This is a genomic window from Parabacteroides sp. TM07-1AC (assembly GCF_003480915.1).
Lineage (GTDB): Bacteria > Bacteroidota > Bacteroidia > Bacteroidales > Tannerellaceae > Parabacteroides > Parabacteroides chongii.
Genome location: NZ_QUKD01000007.1, coordinates 149,288 through 176,227 on the forward strand (window position 1 = coordinate 149,288; position 26,940 = coordinate 176,227).

Here is a 26,940-nt window from a genome sequence, read left to right on the forward strand (position 1 = left end):
TGCCATTGGCATAAATCAGTAGATAAAAATAATAAATAACTATAACACATTATGGCTACTAAGGAAAAAAACACCAACACGGAGTTAGAAGTAGAAGAAATTGTTTCGAAGTCGGAACAGTTCATTGAAAACAATTCAAAAAAGATCATTTACGGAATTATAGCTATCGCACTCGTTGTTGGAGCTGTTTTAGGAATTAAACACGGTTATTTGATTCCCCAGGAAAAGAAAGCAGCCGCTGCTATGTTTAAAGGAGAACAGTATTTTGCTAAGGACTCTTTCAATTTGGCATTGAACGGTAATGGCGCCGACTTCGACGGTTTTGAAGGAATCATCGACCAATATGGAAGCACGACTTCCGGCAATTTGGCAAAAGCTTATGCAGGTATCTGCTATTTCAAAATGGGTGATACGGAAAAAGCTCTTGACAAACTGAAATCATTCAGCGGAGACGACAACATGATTTCTCCGGCTATCATCGGTCTGATCGGTGACTGTTATGTAAACATGGGTAACATCAAAGAAGGTATCAGTTATTTCGAAAAAGCAGCCAAGAAAGCAGACAACGAAGTGATCAGCCCGGTTTACCTGAAGAAAGCCGGTATCGCTTACGAAAACCAAAAACAGTATAGCGATGCAGTTAAAGCATACACGACTATCAAGGAAAAATATTTCAACTCAATGGAAGCAGCCGATATCGATAAATATATCGCCCGCGCTTCTGCTGCCAAATAATATAATTCACACGATATAAACTATATAAAAGGATGTCCCGTCAAAAAAGGCATCCTTTTATTTTAAATATAGAGTTATGGCTACAGCTTATCAAAATTTATCAGATTACGACTTCAACAGCGTTCCGGACGGCTCAGAAATGACCTTCGGTATTGTAGTCGCAGAGTGGAATAAGCACATCACAGAGAAATTACTGGAAGGTGCCTGCAACACACTGGAAAAACATGGTGTGAAACCGGAGAATATATATGTTAAACGTGTACCGGGTAGTTTTGAACTGACTTTCGGTGCAAAACGTATGGCTGAAACAAAAGATGTGAACGCTGTGATCGTTTTAGGATGCGTCGTGAGAGGCGACACTCCGCATTTTGATTATGTTTGCTCAGGCGTTACCCAAGGTATTACCGAACTGAATCTGATGTATGATATTCCATTCATTTTCGGTCTGTTAACTACCGACAACATGCAGCAATCGGAAGATCGTGCAGGCGGTAAGTACGGAAATAAAGGGGATGAAGCAGCAGTGACAGCATTAAAAATGATACATTTTTCTGACTAAACGCTTGCAGGTTTCAAAAATAATCGTACCTTTGCATCGCAATTGAAAATAATAGGGGCAGTTACCAGAGTGGCCAAATGGGGCTGACTGTAACTCAGCTGTCTTTCGACTTCGGTGGTTCGAATCCATCACTGCCCACAACTAAGGAACAATCTAAAAAGCAGATTGGTTCGTGAAAGAATTAAAATTGCGGAAGTAGCTCAGTTGATAGAGCATTAGCCTTCCAAGCTGAGGGTCGCGGGTTTGAGCCCCGTCTTCCGCTCTCAAGAAAAGGATAATCGAAAGGTTATCCTTTTTTTGTATATAAAAATCCCGACTTTCACAAGCCGGGATTTTCCGATTTAACCAAAATACTTATGAAAAAATACGAAAATCAAGTTGAGCAACCATTATCAAAACGCAAACCTTTCCATAGATCCCACTCTCTTAGAAAAAGTAGTCCGACAAACGTCTTTATCGGACTACCTGAAAGAAGAATCACTTCTTCTTTCTTTCTTCATAGATAAGGTATGCCTATCTATTTAAGATGCGTTATACCTCCTTTTTCGCTTCATCTATTTCTCTGATGCAAATAAAGAGCAAAAAAAGACATCCGCCAAAGAAAAACAAAGCGTGCAAGCGACAAAATCGTTTCATCGATAAGACAAAATCGTTTTTGTCCGTTCCAAGAACAATTTACCAGTCAATCAAATATTCTTTAACCCGTTACGACGACGGTATTCGCTTGGCGTCATATTATACACAGCCTTGAAATTACGCACGAATGTCCGGGAATTATTAAAGCTGGCTTCTGATGCTACGACTTCAATCAACTTATTAGAGGGATCCAATAAAAGAGTGGATGCATAAATAACGCGCTGCCTATTTATGTATCCATGAAAAGCTACATCATCTTTTAGTCGAAGAATTTTATTCAATGACTTCTTTTTGACATCGCATTGACGAACAATAATATTTACATTTATATCTTTATCCAGAAAATGCTTTTCTGTCACCACATATCGATGAATCTTATTATATATTTCTACGTATTCTGTATTGTCTGAAGGCTCAGATATTTTATATTGCGGTATATGCCAGTTCAATATTAGTACACAAAAATAGTTGTCTGAGACTTTAATTCCCCAAAAACGAAATTCTATTTTTTCATTCATATGTTCACCATGTTAATCAGAAAATTTTAAGGGCAGACCCAGTATAGCTTATAGTAAACACTACATACTAATATTAGATTTAGGTTTAGCGATAATAAATTCATACCCTATGACTAAAACAAATATAATATTTAACATCTTTATTTCCAAAGAAAATATCTAAATATCATTCTATCCCATATTTTCGTAGTCATTTTGCTTTTTATTTATAACTTTGGGGCAACATAAATATATTAATAATCTACGGAGATGAACGAACAGATAAAACAGATAGCTGAGCGTCTGGCGGGATTGCGGGACGCACTGGAGATTACTCCTGAAGAGATCGCCAAGGTCTGTAACCTGACCACAGAGCAATACCTGGAACTGGAAAGCGGCACAGTCGATATTTCAGTCAGCCTTTTACATCAGATTTCACAGGCATACGGGGTGGAACTTACTACCTTGATGTTTGGTGACGAACCTAAAATGAGTTCTTATTTTATTACCCGCAAAGGAAAAGGTATCGCTGTTGAACGTACCAAGGCCTACAAATACCAATCGCTGGCCGCCGGATTTGCCGGACGTAAAGCCGACCCGTTCATGGTTACCGTTCATCCGAAACCGGAAAATGAGCCTATCTATCTGAATTCGCATCCCGGGCAGGAATATAATCTGATATTAAAGGGCCGCATGCTCCTGCAGATCAATAACAAAGATTTGATCCTGGAAGAAGGAGACAGTATCTATTTTAATTCCGAACTACCTCATGGTATGAAAGCGTTGGACGGAGAAAAAGTCAGTTTCCTGGCTATCATTTTATAAATACAAAAAGTCATGTTAGAAAGATTCTTAGATCAGACGAGCTTTTCGTCGCAGGAAGATTTTATAAATAACTTCAAAATAAAAGTACCCGAAAACTTCAATTTCGGATATGACGTTGTAGATGCATGGGCCGCAGAAGAGCCAGGAAAAAAAGCTTTGTGCTGGACTAATGACCACGGCGAACATATTGATTTCACTTTCGCTGACCTGAAAAAATATACAGATCAGACGGCTGCTTATTTTCAATCTTTAGGCATCGGACATGGCGATATGGTCATGCTGATCTTGAAACGCCGTTACGAATTTTGGTTTTCGATCATCGCACTACACAAGTTAGGGGCAGTCGTTATCCCGGCCACTCACTTGTTAACAAAAAAAGATATTGTCTATCGCAATAACGCAGCCGATATAAAAATGATCGTTTGTGCCGGCGAAGATATTATCACCAAACATATTATCGATGCACTGCCGGAATCTCCGACTATTGAGAAATTAGTTTCCGTAGGTCCGGAAATACCGGAAGGTTTCGAAGATTTCCATAAAGGGATCGAGAATGCTGCGCCATTCGTTCGCCCGTCTCATCCGAACAGTAATGATGATATTTCATTGATGTATTTTACATCCGGAACGACAGGTAATCCGAAAATGGTAGCACACGATTTCACTTATCCGCTGGGACATATCGTAACCGGTAGTTTCTGGCACAACCTGCATCGTGACAGCCTCCATCTGACTATCGCCGATACCGGTTGGGGAAAAGCCGTTTGGGGAAAACTATACGGACAATGGATTGCCGGAGCGACCGTATTCGTTTACGATCATGAGAAATTCACTCCTGCCGATATGTTGCAGATGATCCAGGATTACAAGATCACCTCTTTGTGTGCACCTCCTACGATCTTCCGCTTTCTGATCCGCGAAGACATGACGAAGTACGATCTGTCTTCCCTGCAATATTGTACAATTGCCGGCGAAGCACTGAACCCTGCCGTATTTGAAGCATTCTATAAACTGACAGGCATCAAATTGATGGAAGGATTCGGACAGACGGAAACGACATTGACAGTTGCTACATTCCCATGGATGGAACCGAAACCCGGTTCTATGGGTGTACCTAATCCACAATATGATGTAGATCTGATCCGACCGGACGGAAGTCGCGCAGAAGACGGCGAGCAGGGACAAATCGTTATCCATACGACCCAGGGCAAACCGATCGGTCTGTTCAAAGAATATTACCGCGATGCCGAACTGACTCACGAAGCCTGGCATGATGGCATGTATTATACAGGCGACGTTGCCTGGCGTGATGAAGATGGTTATCTGTGGTTTGTCGGCCGTGCCGACGATGTGATCAAAAGTTCCGGTTACCGTATCGGACCGTTCGAAGTGGAAAGCGCACTGATGACACACCCGGCTGTTGTCGAATGTGCGATTACAGGGGTACCCGACGAAATTCGCGGACAGGTGGTAAAAGCGACGATTGTACTGGCGAAGGATTACAAGGAAAAGGCAGGCGAAGCATTGATCAAAGAGTTACAGGATCATGTAAAACGTGTTACAGCTCCGTATAAATATCCCCGTGTAGTTGAATTTGTCGAAGAATTGCCTAAAACCATCAGCGGAAAGATCCGTCGTGTGGAAATCAGGGATAAAGATAAGAAATAGAAGATTACACGAAAATGACATATCAGTTTACACGGATAGCAGTAAAGATAGGAAGTAACGTACTGACAAGAAAAGACGGTTCCCTCGATGTCACGCGCATGTCGGCATTAGTCGATCAGGTTGCGGAACTGCATCGACACGGGGTAGAAGTGGTTTTGATTTCTTCCGGAGCAGTAGCCTCCGGAAGAAGCGAAGTGAAACCCGGAAAGAAGCTCGATGCCGTCTCTGCCCGCCAGCTCTATTCAGCAGTAGGACAGGCTAAATTGATCAATCGTTACTTCGAGTTATTCCGCGAACATAAGATCGCTTGCGGCCAGGTTCTCACGACAAAGGAGAACTTTGGCAGCCGCACGCATTACCTCAACCAGAAACATTGCATGGAGGTAATGCTTGACAATAAGGTGATACCCATTGTAAACGAAAACGATACAATATCCGTTACAGAACTGATGTTTACCGATAATGACGAATTGTCCGGCCTGATCGCTACTATGATGGGGATGGATGCGCTTATTATCCTGAGTAATATCGACGGTATCTACAATGGCAATCCGGCTGATCCGACAGCAACGGTTATCCGGGAGATTGACGGTGGCAAACAGGATCTTTCAGAATATGTACAGACCAGCAAGTCTTCTTTCGGACGCGGCGGCATGTTGACCAAATGTTCTATTGCACAGAAAGTAGCTGACGAAGGTATCACTGTGATCATTGCAAACGGCAAAAAGGAGAATATCCTGCCTGCGTTACTGGCCAAAGGTAGTCAGACAGTATGCACACGTTTCATACCGGCAGCCAAACCTGTCAGCAGTGTTAAGAAATGGATCGCCCACTCCGAAGGCTTTGCCAAAGGAGAGATACATATCAATCGGGGAACAGAAGAAGCCCTGACCGGCAGCAAGGCCACCAGCCTGTTACTGGTAGGTGTCACCGCTATCATCGGAGACTTCGAGAAGAATGATATTGTAAAGATCATCAATGAAGCAGGCGTACAGATCGGTGTCGGGTGTGCCGGATACGATAGCCGGGAAGCTACCGGTCTGATCGGTCAACGCGATTTGAAACCGCTTGTTCACTACGATTACTTATATCTGGATTAACAGATTATGACTGAAAGTAACCTTTCCCCTCTTGAGAGGGGGTAGGGGGTGTGTTATTTTCAGGCAAACAAACAAATATTACACACCCCCTTTCCCCTCTCAAGAGGGGAAAAGTTACAACCGGTTAATAAACATGACATGGTAATCAATCACTTATTAAAGCAAAGCGTTACAGCATCCCGTCAACTTATCACGTTAAGTGACGAAGCGATAAACCGTATACTGACTGATACAGCAGACGAGCTGATGAACAGGCAGGCAGAAGTTCTTACGGCAAACGAGAAAGACCTCGCCCGTATGGACCCCACCAACCCAAAATACGACCGTCTGAAACTGACAGCCGACCGTCTGGCCGGCATTGCCGGAGACATGCGGAATGTAGCCTCACTCCCCTCTCCGCTCGGTAAAGTGATTAGTAAAGCTACCCGTCCGAACGGCATGGTGATCCGTAAAGTATCGGTACCATTCGGAGTGATAGGCGTTATCTACGAAGCACGTCCGAACGTCACTTTCGATGTATTCTCTTTATGTTTCAAAAGCGCAAACGCCTGTGTACTAAAAGGTGGTTCGGATGCCGACGACTCCAATCGTGCACTGGTTGCTATCATCCATTCCGTATTGGAACGCCACGGTATCAACCCAGCCGTTTGTACTTTATTGCCTCCCGAACGGGAAGCGACTACGGAATTGTTGAATGCCGTCGGCCTGGTAGACCTTATCATTCCCCGTGGCAGCAGTTCGCTGATCAATTTCGTACGCGACAATGCCCGCGTGCCGGTTATCGAAACAGGGGCCGGTATCTGTCATACCTATTTTGACAAGGACGGAGATAAAGAAAAGGGACAAGCCATCGTAAACAACGCCAAGACCCGCCGGGTAAGCGTTTGCAATGCATTGGATTGTCTGATCATCCATCAGGAACGGCTCAACTATCTTCCCTTTATCTGTGACAAACTGAGAGATAGTAATGTCACGATCTATGCGGATGAGCAGGCTTTCACCGCTTTGTCGGGACAATATCCGTCAGCACTGCTGCAACCGGCCAACAAAGACAGTTTCGGCACCGAGTTCCTCGACTACAAGATGAGTATCCGTACCGTAGCATCGCTTGAAGAAGCACTGGAACATATCGCCCGTTACAGTTCCAAACATAGTGAAAGTATCGTCAGCGAGTCATCCGAAGCTATCCGCCTGTTCCAGCAACAGGTAGATGCAGCCTGTGTCTATGCCAACGTATCGACCGCTTTCACCGACGGCGCGCAGTTCGGTTTCGGGGCCGAAATCGGTATCAGTACGCAGAAGTTACATGCCCGTGGACCGATGGCTTTACCGGAATTGACTACCTATAAGTATATTATTGAAGGGGACGGACAGATAAGGAAATCCTGAACCTAGAAATACCTTTCCTCAGATCAATACGACAACTTCTCCCTTACCCGGACTATTTCCTCTTCCAGCTAAGGGAGATTTACTTTTATCTTACGACTAACATCATATCTCAATTTCTATCCATATATTTGCTATCCCGAGGCACTAGTAAAGATATGGATTATTATATGCAGACATCCCACATGATATTCTACCGGTTCGTCTTGTCCGGTTTATTATTACTTATTTCTTATACGCCGGGATATAGTGAGGAATCTCGTCTGTCACAACCAGTCGACACACTCTCTTTCCACCTACCTGACGTTGTAGTGACCGCCATTGAAGGGAAAGGAGTGGGAAGTGTGTCGTTGTTGCCTCCCTCTGCCATAGAACATGTACAACCTTTCAGCGTCGCTGACCTGATGCAGCTCCTACCGGGAGGACTGACGATCAATTCTTCTTTTGGTCAACCTCAATACTTTGCAATCAGGGAAATTACACTGAACAATGGACTGAATAACCTGTACCCTCAGGATGCTGAACAGGTACAGATCGTGCTTGACGGTTCACCACTACATAGCAATACGGACATTGGAAATCCGTTCAGCGGTGCAGATACCCGTTTCCTTTCCATGAATGAAGTAGAGCAGGCAGAGGTTGTCCGTGGTATTCCCTCGGCCCGTTACGGAAATCTCACCAATGGAATGTTGTTGCTAAAAACCCGTAGTGGTAAAATGCCTCTTACTGCCGGTATACGCTACAACCCAAACATGAAGCAATACACAGCAGGAAAAGGCTTCGTCATTTCTCCTCCCGGACACACGTTGAACCTGCTGGCCGACTATACTGCACAAGGTAATTTCCACACCGGAGGGCTTCGTTTGGCTAATACCTACCACTGGCAACCGGGAGGTCATCCGCTAACAGCACGATTCGATTATTACGTAAGAATAGGTAATCTAAAAAGCTATGCCAGCGAAGAAAACCATATCCGACAAAAATTGCAAAACCACCGGTTGACCTTCAACGGAGAATGGAAACCCGGTAAACCATTACTCGAAAGTCTTTCATTCCGTGCCGACTTCTCTGCCTCTAAAACGGTGGAGGACAAATATTACGTACCGTTTGCCCAGCAAGTCTACACCCGCTCGACCGTCACTGGTGAAAGCGTAGCACAGGTATTGCCTGCCCGTTACATCTGTCGCGAACTACGCGAAGGGCTACCGGTCTATACCGAAATGGAAATACATGCCATCACACAACGTCCTTTGCCTTCATCCGGAAGCCGGATAGAGCTAAGCACCGGAATCACTTGGCGCAGCGAAGGTAACCGAGGTAACGGATTACAATTCGACTTCGAACGCCCGCCGAGCGACTCCCCCCGTCCCCGTTCCTATAAAGAAATACCTTTCTTGCATAGCGGTGCGGCTTTTGCTGAAGCAGTCTTCCACGGACCTTATGCAACGGTACAGGCCGGAATACGTTACCACGGCCTCGGGTGCAAGGATTACGGCTGGCTGGGAAGTGTCGAACCCCGCCTCAACCTATCGTGGACAGCCTTTTCTTCATCCCGCTACCAACTACGACTGAAAGGGGGCGCCGGACTGATGGGATATATGCCAACCAACGAAATGCTCTATCCCTCGCCGGTTTACAACGACCGTACAAGTTTTTACTATAACGATCCAAAGGAAGGCAACTCACTCGCCATTGTCTATACCCATGTATCGGATGATAGAAAAAACACCAGTCTCCGCCCCACGATCAACCGGAAATTCGAGACCGGTTTCATTCTCGGATCTCCCCTAGTAAATCTCGACCTGACAGGTTTCTATGAGCGGAAAACAGGAGGTTTCACCTTTATGACCGATTACCGGCCTTATACGTACCGGGCGTATGAATACCAAAGCGAAACAGGACTTCATCCCGAATACCGTAACGGGCAGGTATGGGTAAACGGGCAACCGGTTCCCTACCGGAACCGACACAGCTTTACAGCCGTCAGCACCCCGGCAAATGCAGAGACAACAACCAAGCATGGTGTCGAAATGACCGCCGACTTCGGTACGTTCCATCCCCTGCTTACCTCTCTGGTTATAGACGCGCAATGGCTCCGTATCAGCAACAAAACCGACCTGTTGACGGCCCATACCGAATCAGGCGAGATTAACGGAGAAAGTTATGCATATGTCGGCTATTATGATAAAGGATACAACTCCAAAGGTAATAAGTTGATCACTGAACAACTCAGCACCAATTGCCGTTTCATTACCCGCATACCCCGTATTGGGCTGGTGACGACACTTACCCTGCAAATGGTTTGGATGCAACGTTCCCGATGGTACTACAACGATGGAAACGAAACAGAAATCTGGCCCGTCTACTGGTGCGGAGCGGACGGTATCCGCCACCCGTTCACCGAAACAGAGAAAGCCGATCCCGATTTCTCTAAATTACTCATAATTGGTAATCCCAATGATTTTTTACAGGATACATACAAACCCTACGGTTTGATCAACCTCCGTGTCAGCAAAGAGTTCAGCCGCTATGTCACCCTGTCTTTCTTCTCCAACAACCTTGGGGATATGCGCCCGGTGCGCCTCGTTGCTAGCACGGGAAATTATCTGCGCCAAAATCCTTCTCCTTTCTTCGGATTGGAAATGCAAATAAAACTATAAATATAGAGATATGACAACACAACTCAAATACATAAAACTATGCCTGCTTTTCCTACTGCTTACAGCAGGATGTTCGGAAGTCCCTTTCGATAGCCGGGTCATACACATCCGCCTCGTGACAACGGACAATACTCCGGAACTTCCGCTCAATAATATCCCGATCGTCATAAAAAACCAAACCATCGGCAACTCATACACGCAAGCGACCGACATTGACGGGAAAGCAGATATTAAGATCTCTCCGGGAATCTGTTCCGTCAGTTTCTCCCACCGATTGACAAAAGGCATGACTACCTATAACCTCAGTGGAGGATTGGCAAGTCTCACGGTAGAGCCTGGAAACCAGGATCTATATCTGGAACTACCAGTTTCTCAGACTACCGCCCCACAGCTGGTGATAGAAGAACTCTATTTCAGCGGTTGTATGCGAATTGACGATAAAACCCATTATACTTCCGATCAGTATCTGGCGATTGCAAATAACTCCGACCAGACCGTTTACCTCGATGGCCTCTGTATCGCTCAGGCCGCTCCTTACACGACAGCAAAACCGTCAAGCTGGATGCAATTGACTGACATGAAGGAGATTCCTCTCGCGATGATGTGCTGGCAGTTCCCCGGCAACGGTACCGACAATCCGCTCGAACCCGGTCAGCGACAAATTATCGCTACAAATGCAGTCGACCATACTTCCGGTCCGGCAGGTGTTGCCGCATCACTGGACCTCTCGCATGTAGAATGGGCCTTTTGGAACGCTGCCTTGACCTCGAGCCAAATCACCGCCGGTGTACGCCCTCTGAATCTAGTCTGGCATGGCAGTGCAAAAGTATATGCCCTGACAGTCAGTGGTCCGACCGTACTGCTCTTCCTGCCCCAAAGTGATATGACCGCCTGGGTTGCCGACAACAGTCACATAGGAACTGAGCCGGAGACTACCTCCAAGTTACAATATTTATATATCCCAGCCGAATGGGTAATCGATGTCGCCAACTTCGTCACCTCTGCGGTACAGACAGCCAACAGTCGTATCCCCCTCACGATGGACCCGTCCCCCGGCTTGGCCGGCCCTACCGGTAGCGGTTTTGCCTGGCGAAGAGAGCACCGGAAAGAGGGAAACCGTACCGTTTGGGAAACGGGAAGAGGAACCTCTCGTGACTTCAGTCGGCAACAACCAAGTATGAAAGACAATTCCGGTACAAACTAAGTAACAACTTTTTACGATGACGACCAGACAACTACATAAACTACTATTTTATTGCCTGCTTACTATAGCCTCACTATTTACGGCAAGAGGACAGGACAATTCGACCGAACAATCTGAATTATCTGAAATTACTTGCACAGGCATCAGCTACCGCAAACATTTCAACTCCTGGGAAAGCTCTCTCAACCCGGCAGGAATCCAGTATACACCCATCGACAGTTTGTTGGAAACCCGGATCATATACAGCAATCGACATCATGTACTTGCAGCTGTCGATCAACCAGACAAGACCATGCAATACGGTGGAACGGCAGAAGGTTACAAACGATTAGGCAAGTTACAACTCTGTGGAGGTATGGGTTGGCAACAAGATCGCCTGAAAGGACAAAGCTGGAACTACCTCGTATACCCCGGCAGCTTGGTTACGGCAGGCGACTCCTTGAGTGTTCCACACCACTTCGAGCAATACAGCATCTACGGAAAGGCAGCTTATGCCTTCTCCTCCCGACTCCTGGCTGGGCTGAGCGGTGCCTACACTGCAACCAAGAACAAAGATGCCTCACCGGAAGGACGATACAGCGGCAATGCATATATAACCACCTTCTCGATCGGCCTGATCTATACCGTGCAATCCGTCCGTACCGGTCTTTCAGCCTCTTTTGAACACCGGACAGAATCATTCAGCTCCGGTAGTGACAACAATAAACGCCTCTACACTTTCCCGTCGGGTTATTTCATTCCTATGACAGAATTCAGTTTCGGAACCAAGGGAACATCCGGAAGTTCTACAAAGAGCACAGGTCAATATCGCAGCATAACCAATGGAGGGCAAGCTGCTTTACAAGCGGAATGGATACAAGCCAATCGGAAATGGTTCAACGAGCTGAATGCCGGATATGAATGCCGCAGTATAAGTCCTGATTATACGTCCTTCCTGTACGGTTGGAAAGAGCAGGCCATTACATTTGGTTACCACAGCAGACTGGCGATACCTCACGGACGATGGATCCATCTCCTTACCCCTGCTCTTTCCCTGCAACGTACCCGATCTGATCGTATCCTGCAATCATCGACCCTGCTTCGTTTCGCCGCACGCCATACGGCAAAAGTATCGGTCGGTTATGAACTGGCACACGATTACACTCCGGACGGTCCTTCCCGCGCCTGGCAACTGACAGCCTCCCTGATGGATCTCCGTGACAAATATTACAGTTATCCTTACACGATCGCCCAACTTACCGGCACCATCCGGATCGAAACAGCCTTCCTCCGCCATCTCGACCTGCCGCATGCAAGACATCTGATGGTACGCCCATCCGTATCCTTACAGACAGGCTACGGTACAGAAGAACACATCACCCGAGAAGAAAATAAAGCCGAAGTTGAAATGGGAACCCTCCGCAATTACGAACGTGTCAGTTCCCGTTTCGCCGCCCTCACCGCTACACGTTTACAACTAGGTATGTTGATGGAATACCGTCGCCCACTGATAGACAAAACAGACGGAGGATTACGCATACAGGCGGAGATTGAACAGATCATCCGAAATAAAACCAATTACCGGACGGATAAAACTGGTGGAGGCATTACTTTTTCGCTTATCGTCTGGATCTGACACTTCCCCTCCCGGCACAGAAGTACCACATCGTTCATAATTAGTTCCATATCGTCCGTATCTCACAGACACCTTAGGAAACTTGCTTCGGGTGTTCATACCTTTGAAGAGTGAAATTTGTATGATACATTGATAAGCACTTAATAAACTATGGACAAAAAGACGAATTCACTCTTTGTGATGCAACGCTTGTATGCACATATATTAAATGTTATGGAAAATGAAAAGCCATACCTCGACCCTGGGTTGACCTTAAGGAAACTGGTACGTCTTATCGGAACAAACCGCACGCTCCTCTCAACGACTCTGAATAGCCAATCGCAGATGAATTTCAATAAATGGCTAGCAACTTACCGGGTAAACCACCTGTTGGAAACAATTCGTTGTACCCCTGATAAAAGTATTGACGAACTATATCCAAAGTCAGGATTTACCTCCCGAACGTCCTTTTATCGCCAATTTCATCTTGTTACCGGACTGACACCTAGAGAATATCTCAAAATGCAAGAAGAAAGAACGCCCCCAAATCATTTATAATCTATACTACATTGTATACATATCATTTCCTGTTGCTTTTTATATGTTTCTTTTCACCACGCACTCTTCTCCGAATATCTATATATTGTAGTCTGCTCCTCCTTACCCTACCGTCGCAGGCCAAACAGATAAGAGAAAGTAACCGTGCCGATTCCGTTATGCATCTCGTAATAGCCAATGCCACCGCTTACGAAAATGCGGTGGCATCCTATGAAACCGAAGTATATGTGAAAGGGTACACAGCGGTACAAAAAAAGAATATCCTTATCCACTTTTCCAACCTGATCTTTCCGGTCGAATCTAACCCAAAAGAGACAGTTTTCGAAATGGTGAGCAACTTCCGGTACGATGCTCCCAATAATTACCGTCATAATATCGAGGCGATGAACAGTAACCGTCCGGTCAGAACTGCCAAACAAAAGGAGGTACTGTCGTTCATCAACATGAACATTTACTCGCCTACCATTTATAATAAAGGGATCATCATGCCTGTTGCCCGGGAAGCTTTCCGTTACTACAACTTCAGCCTGGAGAATGTGGAGGATACGGCCGGCATCCGCATTTATACCATTCGTTTCACCCCGAAGCAGTGGAGTCAGAAACTGCTGGACGGACATCTCTACATCGTAGACGGAAGCTGGACAATAGACCGGGCGGAGATGAACGGACACTCCACCCTCTCGGAGTTCACCCTCCGGATGCGTTTCAACCGTGACCGTCGCTACTTCCTCCTACCGGAAGAAGCGAACCTGAAAGTCCGTTTCCACGCAGTGGGTAACAAGCTGGCAAACTACTACCATGCGACTTACCGTTACAAATCGGTCACCTGGATAGAGGAGAACAACGAACCACCTCAGCGGAAACCGCTTGACCAAACACGCTACTTCAGCCTGTCGTCCGACACGATACCTGTCATCCACGATACGGCTTACTGGCAGGCCAAACGCAATACAGGTCTTACACCCGATGAATTACAGGTCTACCACCTTACACCCCAACAGCCTGTGACCAACACCAACAACTTCACTCCTTACCTGAAAATCACCGAACGGCTGACAAATACTATGAACCTCGACTACAAAACCACTCGTGTCAAATACTCGGGTCTGCTCAACCCTTTCCAGCTGGGGTATTCGGGAAACAACGGCTTCACCTACCATCAACGATTACGTATCAGCAAGACCTTCGACCGTGACCGCCAACTGCGCTTCCGTCCCGAACTGGGTTATCTGTTCAAGCGACGACAGCTATTCTTCAAACTGGCGGGGGATTGGGAGTACCTTCCCGAGCGGCAAGGTATTCTCAGCCTGACCGCCGCCAACGACAACCCGAGTTACCCTGCCGGCGTGATACAACGGATCGGGCAACAACTACAGGACAGCTCTTTTCTGACCACCGAAAACCTACACAACAAATTCAGGCATTATTACATAGAGCTCAGGAATAATATCGAGCTGGCAAACGGGCTGAAACTGGCTGCCGGTCTCTCCTTTCACCGGAGAATACCGGCGGAGAAAAATAAGCATGCCTTTCACGACTTCACACCGGCGGTCGGTCTGACGTATACCCCCCGGCAATATTACTGGATGGATGGTTATCGGAAAGAGTATCTCTACTCTCGTTACCCGACCTTCTCCATCGAGGTGGTGCAGGCCATCCCCGGGACAGGTCGCAACGCGGGTAATTACGGACGGGTAGAAGCCGATATGCACCAAAGTATCCGTATCGGCCTGTCGCAACGATTCAACTATCACCTGAGCGGCGGGGGATACTTCAACCGGAAAGCACTCTATTTCGCGGACTTCCGGTACTTCACCCGGCATTATTTTCCCGAGTCGTGGAACGATAGCTTCGGTGGTGTATTCTATCAATTGCCAGGCATACACTACAATATATCCGACAGCTATGCCCAGTGTCACCTGATGTTCGAAAGTCCGTTGCTCCTGTTTCAGCTGATAAAAACCAGACATGTCCGGTATGTCGTTTCCGAACACCTCTATTTCAGTCAACTCTGGACACCGGATCTTCCCTGCTACACCGAGCTGGGATACGGTGTGGGCAGCGACCTGTTTAATGCAGGTCTCTTTGCCGGATTCGAACGGGGGCACTACCACAGTATAGGGGTGAAGTTCACCCTGGAGCTATTCCACTAAAGAAAAAGACAACCGAATACCGCCCTATACCAAATCATCCGAACAAAGTACCAGATCGTTCAAACTTCACCTCCTCTATTGCTTATCAATCTCTTCTGTAATACATTTACTGCAAAATCAGACAAACACCCAGCATTAGTATGAATACACATTACCCGGACAAAATCCGCCGAAAATTACCGTTACTGGCAATTACCGTCCTTTCACTCCTTCAGATGCCCTGCTTCGCATGGGATTTCGCCGAACACCGTAAGATAGGCGACCGTGCCATGAGCCTGTTGCCCGCACGACTGGCCGAAGAAGGTATTTTTGCCAATGAAGCGGAAGCAGACAAGGCTATACTTTCCATATTGAACATGTCGCACATGGAAGGAACGAATGCCTATGCCATGAACGAGCTGACACAGTTACCCAACATCGTAACCTACGGTACGCTGTGCGGACTGGCAGGCGACCATGTTGAAAACCCTCTCTTGCTCGAAACCGGTCTGCAAACCCATTTCTCCAAGACGAACCGGACATTGGCTCTTGAGTTCAAGGCCATGAACGAGTTCCTGACCGGTGCTTCCAGCAAAGAATTACTCGATATCAACCTGGCTTACGGCCTGCTTGCCATTAAAGACCTCTCTCATTTCTACGCGTATGGGAAAGGGCTGAACGAACACCTCCGTATGATAGACCCGGAACTGATCCGCCGATTACGGAAACCTTCGGAGGTGAACGATGTCTTCTCCAGGCTAAACCATCTACCTTCGCTCTCGAAGTACTTCTGCATACATATCTTTGCCGCTTACCTCGCAGAAGAAGCAGGCAAACAGTTATACGCAGGCAACCGAACAGCCTCGAACGACCTTATGTTCTATGCCACCCTCTATGAAGCCTTTGCCGAACACTTCCTACAGGACTCGTTCGCATCGGGCCACCAGATGGTGCGCCGCGGCTTCTCGGCATCGGCTGTCTCCAATAATAAGAGCTTGCACGACTTCTACAATACAATTCCCGTACAAACTGCCAATATGAAGGGTGAAACCTGGTCGGCCTACGGTGATAAGCGACTGAACCAGAATCCTATGAACTATAGGAATGCGGATGACTACCTGAATATCCGCGTTACCAAACGGCATGCCTATACGCTGGATAAGGGTGACAGCTATGAACGTGAAACACAAGTGTTCTATCAGGTAGTTACCGCTACCTGCCAGTCGTTGACGGAAGTATGGATGGCATATCATAAAGCATCTTCGGGGAATAGCTATAACATACTGGAAAAACTACCCGCAAACGGTAAAGAGCTGCCCGATTTTATATATACCAACTTCCCGGTTGTGCGCCAGTTCCCACTCCCGTTCGGTACGGATATCAACAGCCTTCCGATAAACGATCTGACAGACCAACGCAAAGAGGAATTGCAACTGATAGTACAAGAGCCTTTCACCCGTAACTTCATCCGCTCCAGGGTAGCCAACTCATTCATGTTCCTTATCGGTGTGCCAATCCATGTAAACCGACAGGGGGTAATGGCGTACGGAGCACGCCTGAACGCCAGTATGTTCAACTGGCACAAATTCGGGAACGGAACAACGATGGTCATGAAACCAGGCGATGTCGCCCAATGGATCAACCCAACAATATCCGGCTATTATATGCATGCCCCCACTGGCTCTTATATGATGAAAAACTGGAACATCAAGGCGGGTGTAAACTATGCCGCTGATATATTTGTTTCTCCCCGCCGTTTCCTCGGTCTATATGGCTATATGGAAATGGGTGCCGACCGTCGTAATAATGAAACTCGTTTTCTGGTAGCGCCCTCTGCCGGTATACAGTTAGGATCGTTGATAGGACTACATGAATTCAATATGCCGGGATGGCTACGTATCCCTTTGGGGATCATTCTACCTTTGAAATTCGCCGTCACCTGCAACAAAGCAGCAGGGCGTCCTGTGGAATGGATCAGTAATATGGAGGTCGATATTCTGTTTTAAGCGGCAGGCATTTTATAATGTTACGTTATATAGCACGCCTGTGTTCCCTCTGTTAACACAGGCGTGCTGATTTAGATATAATGCTTATATTTGCGATGATGAAATACGGTCACTGCATATTACTCCTGCTGCTTATAAGCCTTCTTTGTGCCTGCCACCCACGACGATCGGCAGAAGAAGGGGAACGTTTTCTTCAAAAAGAAGAAAACTATAATTCCCGTAATAAATATCCCGCAGATACTTTCCTTATCAGCCGTTATTCCAATCTTCTGGAAGCTGAACAGCTTTACAACTTCACTCCTACTCAACAACTACGGCTCAAACTATTGCAACTATATCTATTTAATGGATATAATATTCCGCAAGCAACACGAATAGCTGACAAAGTAGATGATTTAGCTCTCCGTATAGGTAATGATACGCTTTTATGCACTGCCCGGATACAGATCTTCCTGCTGGCTCAGGGCAACGGAGATACGACCCGCATGCTCCATGTCATCAGGCAACAAGAGCAATTGCCTCCTTCCCTCCACCACCTCAAAGATATGGGATTTTATTATATGGGTATGGCTGTCTACTACCAGAAACAAGGCGAATGGCAACAGGCTCTTTACTGGCTCAAGAAAGCTCGCCCGCATGTAAAGTCGGTATATGCCTGGTATTTACAGATGTGCCAGTCGCTTCTGAAGGTGAAAGCCTACTCCGAAGCGCAGCTATACACGGACAGTATCCGGATCGTATTCCCTGAAAAAGTAACGAAAAGTAACACGCCCTATTTCGACTTCCACGGTCAGGTACTCATTCATACCAACCGCAAGAAGGAGGCACTCGACTGGTATGCCAAAGCAACTGAACAAATAGAAACCGTCCATAAACAAAAAGGCTCCGCAACATACAGCAAACAACAAATACAGACAATCTACCATGCCGCTCTTTTGCATCATCAACAAGGACAAACAGACTGGGCGATCAGACATCTGGAAGAGTTACAACCGCACAAGTACCCAATATTATATACTTCTAAAAACAATCTATACAACGATACATTATTGTTACCAAACTGTTTACACCTCTTAAGCGAATGCTATGAGGCAACAGGACAATTGCAGGCTGCCACCCGCTGTCTACAAACACTCGATTCTATTCAACATACAGAAATCAAACGGGGTAGTATATCTTTTATAAACTATAAGCACGAATTACGACGAAACACCATGCTCAGCAGTAACCTGGTAGAGCTGGAAAAGGCAGCCGTCCATACCCGGCAAATACAATATCTGCTTTATGCTATCATAAGTTGCCTGCTGATAGTGATCATTGCCGGTCTGCTGGCATGGCAGCGCCATCAGCGACGGCTTCGCCAGTTATACGAGGTATTGATGGAACAGCATACTATCTGGTTGCAGGCGCATGAAACCGAGGATATTCTCTCCCCCGGCATACTACCCCTACCCGTTGAACCGACCTCGGAGAAAAGTAAAGAACCGGAAGCACCGGAAATACCTGTTATAGATGTAAGGCAGCCATCCCAGCTCTTCCTCAGCATCCTCCATCTGATGGATACCCGGAAACCTTACCGCGATCCGTCATTCGACCTGGTAACTCTGGCACAACTAGCCGCAACAAACCGTTCCCAGCTATCCTCTTTAATCAACCGGGAAACACCCAACGGTTTCAGCTACTGGTTAGCCGAATACCGTGTGAACGACCTAATCCAACAAACTGAACTTTTCCCGGACAAAAGTATGGATGAACTATACGTGCTTTCCGGCTTCCCCTCACGAACCACCTTTTTCCGCCAGTTCCGCCTGGTAACCGGACTTACCCCCAGGCAATACAAGACACAACGGAATCGCCCTTGTTTCATAAAGTCCGAATAGAGTACCAAATCGTCAATATTTGAGTCCACCCATTGCAGAACTATCAACGGATTGATACATTTGCCACTTAAACAATCATAATCAAGGCACAATGAAGAATCGGACACAACCGGGATGGCTATGGCTGTTCCTATGCTTTCTCCTATATATGGGAACTGCATGTCAAGACAAAAATGAAGCAGAAGATGAACAACTTACCAGTGGGTCTTACTATGACGGAGAGCTGCGATTCGTAGATTTCCACAGGAAGATGGCACCGGGAGCCTATGAATGTTACTTCACCAACCAGGAAGATAAATCAGAACTGGTAGTAGCTGCTATAGTCTATTCCGAAGAAGGAGAAGTGGTCTTTATCCCCGAGTCGCCTGTACGTACCGGCGATTATTACTTCAACCGAGCCGTATTGGTAAAAAGCGACTTGCCGGCTAATGAAACGGAAATTGGATTTGATGTTCCCCTGGGATGCCAGGTTAGTATAACCAATGAATCCTGCATCCTCAAGGAAGAGACGGTAGATGAAAACCTGGAATGTTTTGGTTCAGGGACAAAAGATGATCCTTACCGTATATCTTCTTATGTGCATTTGGAGAACCTGATGACTATGATCAACTCCACAGAGGAAAATAATAAGAAGTATGGTGATAAATACTATATACAAACAGCCAACCTCTCGTTGAAGGTGCCTTGTGCCAACCTCAACAACGGCTGGAACTCGATCGGTAACCATATCACCCGACCTTTTGCCGGGCATTATGACGGGCAGGGTTACAAGATTAAGAATATGACGGTCAAACGTACGGGCGACATCGTGCCCCAGCCGGCCGGATTGTTCGGCATCATCATCAACAGCAGTATCTGTAATGTGAAGTTGGAAAGCTCGACGATCGAAAGCGATTTTGCCGTAGCAGGTATGCTGGTCGGTGCCGTAGTGTCGACAGGCGATATGCGCCTGACCTCCGGACTGAGAAACTGTAGCGTATCGAAAGATTGTAAGATACAGGCACCTTACCTGGTAGGCGGACTAGTAGGCGGTGTCAACCAAAATGCGCGTTTGGTAATGAGCGAGTGCACGAACAATATGCCGGTATCAGCGGCTCACCAGGGAGTAGGCGGGCTGGTCGGAGCCGCATTCTTTGCCTCTTCCGTTACACTCGACGGTTGTTCCAATACGGCAGCCATCAGTGGAACTTCAGGAATCGTAGGCGGACTGGTCGGATCGGCTGACACACTTCTGATCAATGACTGTAAAAACTCAGGAAAGATAACCGGCGGATACAGCTCTATCGGCACCGGCGGACTGGTCGGCGGCGGTCTGAATGTCATAACGAGTTTCAGTGAAAACCGAGGTATTGTAGAAGGCGATCGCGAGGTAGGAGGCATTATCGGCTCGACCGCTCGTAACTCATCGCAAAAGGTATATGGCGACACGCATATCTATGCGTCCGGTAATTATGGAACGATAACAGGGAACAGCGAAGTTGGTGGTCTGGCGGGAGCCGCCCAGATATTGATTTCAGGCAGTTACAACTTTGCAACCGTACAGGCGTCTCAAAAGAATGTCGGCGGACTGGCAGGACTGGGTCCGATGGCAATCATCATCGGTTCGAGTAACGATGGCGATGTTACATGCTCCGGATCGGACAAAGATGGTTTTACGGGAGGTGTACTGGGTTCAGCTCAAGACTACGTGATTACCGGTTCCAACAACTTCGGGACTGTCAGCAACCCCAACGGAAAAGGTACGGTTGGCGGTATCCTGGGCGGATGCGACCTGCTGGGTATCGTTTCTTATTGCGGTAACTTCGGGACCATCAAGGCGAAGGAAGGTTCGGCTGGTGGTATTATCGGTCGCGCCGGTAAACCGAAGAATATGACAGACAAGATGATTGCAGACATGGTACTGGGTACAGCCTTAAGCGTGGCTTCCATAGGCATGTCGGCCTCTGAAATACCCGGCGAAACCGGTAAAAAGAAAAAAACAGCCAAGATGGAAGCCCAAAGTTTGCGGATAGGCAATGCCAGCAAAGTACTCAACACTTTTGTCTCGGTCAACGACCTGAGTTGGACGATCGCCAATGGCGTCATGAAAGAAGCCGACCTCTCACCGGAAGCATTAAAGCAGTTGGAATATAAATCAAGTCAAGCACTCGAAAACCACCACTACAGCAGGATACAGACCATGCAGTTGGGACGAAGCGAAACGTTGAATCTCTTCAATACCATGGAACAACAACAGAGGCAACAAAAAGACTTCCTCACACGCATCAGCGGCGAAAAGAGCCCATACCAGGATAATCTGAACGAATGGCGTAATGATGTGGAAGACAAGATGCACAGCCGTGAAGAAATGCGCGAAGTGGCAGGACATGTCGGTGAAACGATCGCTTTCATCGGTGATATCATCGGATTCTGCAAGGTACCCAACCCAGTAAGCATAGTAGTGACCGCTATAGTAGCCATCTACAACCTAGTGATGAACTTGACGGACTATAGCTACAACCGCGTCGGCATCCTCCAGTCATACAATTACGGTGAAGTGCAGGGAGGAGACAGTTACTACTCAGGAGGTATCGCTGGCGAGTTGCACGACTACGCCCGTATCCTCGATGCAGCAAACTTGGGTACGATCAAAGGGAAACAGGCCGGAAGCCTCTTCGGCAAAGGAGGACACCTCCCTGCCGTAGAACATTCCGTCAATCTGCAAACACAGAGTATCCCTTTCTATAAAGAATGTATCTTCCATGACACGGTAAAGAACAACCTCGACATCTCCGGCAACGACAAAGAATTGAACACTCAAAGCACATACAATATGCTTGACTTCAATAATCGTTGGACCTGGAACACCAGCGTCCGACTGCCCCTCTTAAACAAATCGCAATTCGAATGAACGGAGAAAATAACAAATGTTCAACCCATAAACAGTCTATCAAATATGAAAGTAATCAATAGCAATATAGAGAAACTTCTCACCTTTACCCTCCTTTCAGGATGCCTGCTATTAAGCGGATGCAGCAAGGACGACGACGATACGGATATCCCCGGCCAACCGAACGAAAAAAACGAGATTGTGCTGACCCGCAATGTATCCGCCTCCATCCCACTCTTCTCGGCAACCAGTGCGACACCTCCGGGCGACTGGCTGTTCTGCTTGGCTGACGAGGATGACAACGAATATCTGATTCCCGGATCGGCCGGTGAAAAAAAAGACGGTACCTACCTTCACCTGGATTTTTCAGAAGGCGACAAATGCATCACCTATACCGTCAAGTACGTCACCAATCCGGAACAGACGGAAAGCTATGATCTGGGGTTCACTATCACACTGGATGCCAGCGGAACCATCACTTGTGAAGATGTATGGGACGAAGATCTGGAACTGTTCGGTAAAGGAACCAAAGAGTGGCCCTATAAGATCAGTTCGCTGAAAGACATAGCGACAATCTCCGGTTTCTGTGATGATACGAAATGGGAAGACACCTGGTTTATCCAGATATGTGACATCAAATGTGACGAAGGCATAAACAAAACATATAATGAGAAGAACGGAGGGATCAAACCGATCGGGTTCTCATCTTCTTTCAAAGGGCATTACAACGGGAAAGGTTACACGATCAACAAACTCAAGTTCATCGCTTCCGGCACGACAGACAATATCGGAATGTTCAGTGTAATCGACGGCAACGCAACAATCGACAGTCTACGGATAGATGCGGTCACTATAGAGAAAGCACATGAGAATATAGCTGCCCTGGTCGCTGTAATGCGAGGCAATGCTTCTGTTACAAACTGCTCCGTCACAAATGGCAGGATCAGTGGCATTAAGAATGTCGGCGGACTGATCGGACGGATGGAAAGCGGCACTGTGACTAACTGTGAGAGTGACGATTGCGATGTGATGTCGAACATGCAGAACAACCCTTACACCGACTGTATCGGCGGTATGATCGGAGCCGTACAAGTACCCCAGGGAGCAACGATACATATAAAAGATATCCGAAGCAATTCCAAAGTTATTGGGAATGAGAATATAGGAGGTGTGATCGGCTTCATCAGTTCCTCCGATGCTTCCTATTCACTGACGTTGGAAAATCTGGCGATGGGACTGATGAATATAACCGGAGAAAGAAGCGTTGGCGGTATCATCGGCGGATGTACCCTGCCACTCACATTGAAGAATTCAAGTAACCGCTCTATCATCGATACACAAGGAAACGACCGAAGGGATTTCGGAGGTATCGTGGGAGCCATCTCCACCACAGGGGCTGTCCTTCTCGATAATTGCCAGTCGGGTAAAAACAAAGCAGGTACCCAACCCGACCCATCGCAGAAATATATAGACGGCGGCTCGCATACGGGAGGACTGATCGGCTACGTACGTGCCGGACAAGGTGTCAAGCTAATCAACTGCAGTCTCACTTCCAACACGTATGGCTTCGACCAGGTAGGCGGTCTGATCGGTCTCTGTGCATCTGAAGTAACCATTGAAAACTGCAGGAATGAAGGCGGTAATATTCAGGCATCGGGCATGTGTGCCGGTGGATTGATCGGGCAGGCTACCGAAAGCGTCAGCTTCAACAGCAGCTGTGTGAACCAAGGGAACGTAACGGCTACCGGCAGCTATGCCGGCGGCTTCATCGGACAGGCTAGCAAGATCAAGTTGTCAGGCGGACGTAGCCAGGCAAACGTGACAGCCGGTAAGAAATACAGTGGCGGATACATCGGGTATGCAGCTGACCTGACGGCCCAACTAATTGACCAGCCCACCATTGCCGGTACCGTATCCGGCAACGAGGCGATAGGCGGACTGACCGGATATGCTGTCAAGGCCTCGGTGAGCGACGTAAAACTAGGGTATATCGTAGGAGAAGCGGCTGCGACGACTAAATATACGGGTGGTCTGATTGGTTTGCTCGACAATGGCGAATTCAGTCAATGTACCTTCACCGGTTCCGTACAGGGAGGCGAAAAGACAGGCGGCATCGTCGGTTATCAGAAAGGGGGCAAAATCGAGAACTGTACAACCCGTTCGGAAAACCGCATACTCTGTAACGAAACTGGAGAAGTAGGTGGCATAGCCGGCAGCATCACCCATACGTCCATCACCGGATGCAATAACTATACGACCGTGACCAATACCCAACAAGCACACCTGACAGGCGGCATTGTCGGTTACGTAGACAAGCAGCCGGACGACCTGCAGATAAGCGGCTGTAACAATCACGCATTAGTAACCGGCGGCGACCAGACAGGCGGTATCATCGGAGGCCACCGCAGCGACAAAGACTCGAATATCCAGGTTGCCAACTGTCATAATACCGCGAATATAACCGGAAAAGACGAGGTGGGTGGTATCGTCGGCAGCCTCATCCAGGGACAGATTTACCGCTGTTCCAACAAGGCAACCATCACCGGAACTCGTAGCGCAGGCGGTATTTCCGGTTGTATATACGGTACGGAATCTTATTATCCCAACGGACTCGTCAACGAATGTTTCAACACCGGGCGGATAAATGCGCCGGATAAAGTGGGTGGGATTGTCGGACGCTTCTTTGGCTGGAGCCATGCCACGGTTAAAAATTCGTATAACAAGGGAGAAATCGGACACGACGGATCCACAAGTTGTGCCGGCATCGTCGGATGTATCGATAACAATGCATACAGTCGTATCGAATACTGCTACAGCGGCGGGACACAGCGTACCGGCTGGGGTATTGCCGGACGCTATTTCACGATGGTAGGTTCGGAAGTGACCTTCGTTAAATGCCATTACTCAAAGGAAAGTGCCACCACCGACAAGCTGGATAACTCGGACTGCACGAAAAACTCCAATGCCGGCCTGGGTACGCAAAGTAACTTCAAAGGCTGGGATTTCACCAGCACATGGGTGATGAAGTCGATGCCTGAGCTTCAAGAAAATAGGGAGACGAATCAGTAATTAACAGAAAGACTAATAGTATGAAAGACTGTATCACGAAGAATATGATCCGGGAAGAAGCCAACCGTTGCTGGATGTGTCATGCTCCGGTTTGCTCTGCTGCCTGCAAAAGCGGAATGCAACCGGCACGCATGCTCCGCTCCCTTCGTCTGGAGAATGAAGCCGGTGCCACCCGTCATGCCCGGCAGATGGAGGGCTGCCTGACTTGCACGGCCCGTGCCTGTGAAAAAGCCTGCCTGCGCGGACGTAACGGGCAAGCGGTGAAGATACACGATATATTCAGTTACCTGTATAAACAGGGAGAGAGTTCATCCGAACAAAAAGCGACCGACTCTCTTCCTACCGGAAAACACTCTCTGCCCGATCTGTCTCTCGACTTCTGCGGTATCCGTTGTGAGAATCCGTTTATTCTCGCCTCCTCCCCAATAGCACACAACTACGAAATGTGTGCCCGTGCGCTCGATGCAGGCTGGGGCGGTATCTGTTTCAAAACCATATCCTATTATCCGGTGGAAGAAGTTTCACCACGCTTCGACCAGGTGCAACAGGGAGGAGTCCCTTTTATCGGCTTCAAGAATATGGAACAACTGTCGGAAGCACCAATCCGCACAAACTTCGACATACTCTATCGTTTAAAGCAGCACTATCCCGACAAACTGATCATCTCATCCATCATGGGACGGACGGAAGAAGAATGGACTCACCTGGCTCATTTCTCCACATTGGCCGGAGCGGATATCATAGAGTGTAACTTTTCCTGTCCTCAAATGACCAGCGAAGGGATGGGATGCGACGTGGGGCAAAACCCGTCGCTGGTACGCAGCTTCACAGCCGCCGCCTGTCGGGGAACACATTTACCCGTGATCGCCAAAATGACACCCAATCTGACTCATATCGTACCGGTAGCCCGGGCCGCCTGCGAAGGTGGAGCAACCGGTATTGCCGCGATTAACACGATCAAAAGTATTACCCGTATCGATGAAGAGGCGATGACCGCCTTACCCGTTATCAATGGAAAAAGCAGTGTGTCGGGTTATTCAGGAAAAGCAATACGCCCTATCGCCCTCCGCTTTATACACGAACTTGCGTCCGACCCAATTATCGGACAAGCACCTTTAAGCGGGATCGGAGGAATCGAAACATGGCGCGATGCGCTCGATTTTCTGTTACTGGGCTGCACGAACCTTCAAATATGTACTTCGGTCATGCAATACGGCTATCGTATCATAGACGACCTACGTGAAGGATTACAACTCTACATGCAACGGAAAGGCTATACCAACCTGTCACAACTGACCGGGCTGGCGGTATCGAACATCGTACCACCCGAATCGCTCGACCGCACGACAATCTGCCGTCCCGTGATCGACCGGGAACTTTGCATTGGTTGCGGCCGATGCTACATTTCCTGCCAGGACGGAGGACACCAGGCGATCGTTTTTCCTCCCTCCCGCCGTCCGGCTATCGATGAAGCACAATGTGTAGGTTGTTTATTATGTAGCTTGGTCTGCCCTACAGGAGCGATCCGACAGGGAGAGCGGATAGGGAAAGTTCATTCATAA

General features: G+C 47.6%; 17 protein-coding genes and 2 tRNA genes. 18 read left to right on the top strand and 1 reads right to left on the bottom strand.

Annotated elements, in window-relative coordinates; genetic code table 11:
• Positions 1 to 51 precede the first annotated feature (51 nt).
• The 4 genes from DXD68_RS15065 to DXD68_RS15080 all read left to right on the top strand — a co-directional run bounded on the left by DXD68_RS15065 (position 52) and on the right by DXD68_RS15080 (position 1,556).
• Positions 52 to 735, top strand: coding sequence for a tetratricopeptide repeat protein (locus DXD68_RS15065; RefSeq protein WP_122362374.1), 684 nt, complete (start codon positions 52 to 54; stop codon positions 733 to 735).
• Between the two features lie 76 nt (positions 736 to 811).
• A complete protein-coding gene (gene ribH / locus DXD68_RS15070; RefSeq protein WP_122353820.1) occupies positions 812 to 1,294 on the top strand; it encodes a 6,7-dimethyl-8-ribityllumazine synthase in 483 nt (160 codons plus the stop codon).
• 55 nt (positions 1,295 to 1,349) lie between these two features.
• A tRNA-Tyr gene (locus DXD68_RS15075) sits at positions 1,350 to 1,432 on the top strand.
• A gap of 51 nt (positions 1,433 to 1,483) precedes the next feature.
• A tRNA-Gly gene (locus DXD68_RS15080) sits at positions 1,484 to 1,556 on the top strand.
• Positions 1,557 to 1,980: 424 nt separating this feature from the next.
• Here the strand turns inward: DXD68_RS15080 and DXD68_RS15085 are convergent.
• A complete protein-coding gene (locus tag DXD68_RS15085) occupies positions 1,981 to 2,448 on the bottom strand; it encodes a helix-turn-helix domain-containing protein (protein WP_122362375.1) in 468 nt (155 codons plus the stop codon).
• A gap of 249 nt (positions 2,449 to 2,697) precedes the next feature.
• Between DXD68_RS15085 and DXD68_RS15090 the strand changes: the two genes are divergently transcribed.
• The 14 genes from DXD68_RS15090 to preA all read left to right on the top strand — a co-directional run bounded on the left by DXD68_RS15090 (position 2,698) and on the right by preA (position 26,940).
• Entirely contained in the window at positions 2,698 to 3,252 is a 555-nt protein-coding gene (locus tag DXD68_RS15090) for a helix-turn-helix domain-containing protein (protein WP_122362376.1), read from the top strand.
• Between the two features lie 12 nt (positions 3,253 to 3,264).
• Positions 3,265 to 4,920 (top strand): AMP-binding protein, encoded by a 1,656-nt coding sequence (locus DXD68_RS15095; RefSeq protein ID WP_122362377.1) that lies wholly within the window; start codon positions 3,265 to 3,267, stop codon positions 4,918 to 4,920.
• Between the two features lie 14 nt (positions 4,921 to 4,934).
• A complete protein-coding gene (proB, locus tag DXD68_RS15100; RefSeq protein WP_122362378.1) occupies positions 4,935 to 6,020 on the top strand; it encodes a glutamate 5-kinase in 1,086 nt (361 codons plus the stop codon).
• Positions 6,021 to 6,158: 138 nt separating this feature from the next.
• Positions 6,159 to 7,409, top strand: a complete 1,251-nt coding sequence (locus DXD68_RS15105) for a glutamate-5-semialdehyde dehydrogenase (protein WP_122362379.1) — start codon at positions 6,159 to 6,161, stop codon at positions 7,407 to 7,409.
• Between the two features lie 155 nt (positions 7,410 to 7,564).
• The gene (locus DXD68_RS15110; RefSeq protein WP_233577167.1) at positions 7,565 to 10,066 is read left to right on the top strand and encodes a Plug domain-containing protein; all 2,502 of its coding nucleotides are present in this window, start codon (positions 7,565 to 7,567) and stop codon (positions 10,064 to 10,066) included.
• A 10-nt stretch (positions 10,067 to 10,076) separates the two neighbouring features.
• Positions 10,077 to 11,270 carry a DUF4876 domain-containing protein gene (locus DXD68_RS15115; protein WP_122362380.1) on the top strand — a complete coding sequence of 398 codons (1,194 nt, stop codon included), beginning with the start codon at positions 10,077 to 10,079 and terminating at the stop codon, positions 11,268 to 11,270.
• A gap of 16 nt (positions 11,271 to 11,286) precedes the next feature.
• A complete protein-coding gene (locus DXD68_RS15120) occupies positions 11,287 to 12,885 on the top strand; it encodes a DUF6850 family outer membrane beta-barrel protein (RefSeq protein ID WP_122362381.1) in 1,599 nt (532 codons plus the stop codon).
• Between the two features lie 213 nt (positions 12,886 to 13,098).
• Positions 13,099 to 13,422: a helix-turn-helix domain-containing protein gene (locus DXD68_RS15125; RefSeq protein WP_233577184.1), complete on the top strand. Its 324-nt coding sequence runs from the start codon at positions 13,099 to 13,101 to the stop codon at positions 13,420 to 13,422.
• A gap of 158 nt (positions 13,423 to 13,580) precedes the next feature.
• The gene (locus tag DXD68_RS15130) at positions 13,581 to 15,575 is read left to right on the top strand and encodes a DUF5686 family protein (protein WP_122362383.1); all 1,995 of its coding nucleotides are present in this window, start codon (positions 13,581 to 13,583) and stop codon (positions 15,573 to 15,575) included.
• 140 nt (positions 15,576 to 15,715) lie between these two features.
• Positions 15,716 to 17,560, top strand: a complete 1,845-nt coding sequence (locus tag DXD68_RS15135) for a hypothetical protein (protein ID WP_233577168.1) — start codon at positions 15,716 to 15,718, stop codon at positions 17,558 to 17,560.
• Positions 17,561 to 17,655: 95 nt separating this feature from the next.
• Positions 17,656 to 19,440 (top strand): helix-turn-helix domain-containing protein, encoded by a 1,785-nt coding sequence (locus DXD68_RS15140; RefSeq protein WP_158585894.1) that lies wholly within the window; start codon positions 17,656 to 17,658, stop codon positions 19,438 to 19,440.
• A gap of 91 nt (positions 19,441 to 19,531) precedes the next feature.
• Complete coding sequence (locus DXD68_RS15145; RefSeq protein ID WP_122362385.1) at positions 19,532 to 22,330, top strand: hypothetical protein; 2,799 nt, start codon at positions 19,532 to 19,534, stop codon at positions 22,328 to 22,330.
• 45 nt (positions 22,331 to 22,375) lie between these two features.
• Positions 22,376 to 25,378 carry a hypothetical protein gene (locus tag DXD68_RS15150; protein WP_122362386.1) on the top strand — a complete coding sequence of 1,001 codons (3,003 nt, stop codon included), beginning with the start codon at positions 22,376 to 22,378 and terminating at the stop codon, positions 25,376 to 25,378.
• Positions 25,379 to 25,398: 20 nt separating this feature from the next.
• On the top strand, positions 25,399 to 26,940 hold the full coding sequence (gene preA, locus DXD68_RS15155; protein WP_122362387.1) for an NAD-dependent dihydropyrimidine dehydrogenase subunit PreA: 1,542 nt from the start codon (positions 25,399 to 25,401) through the stop codon (positions 26,938 to 26,940).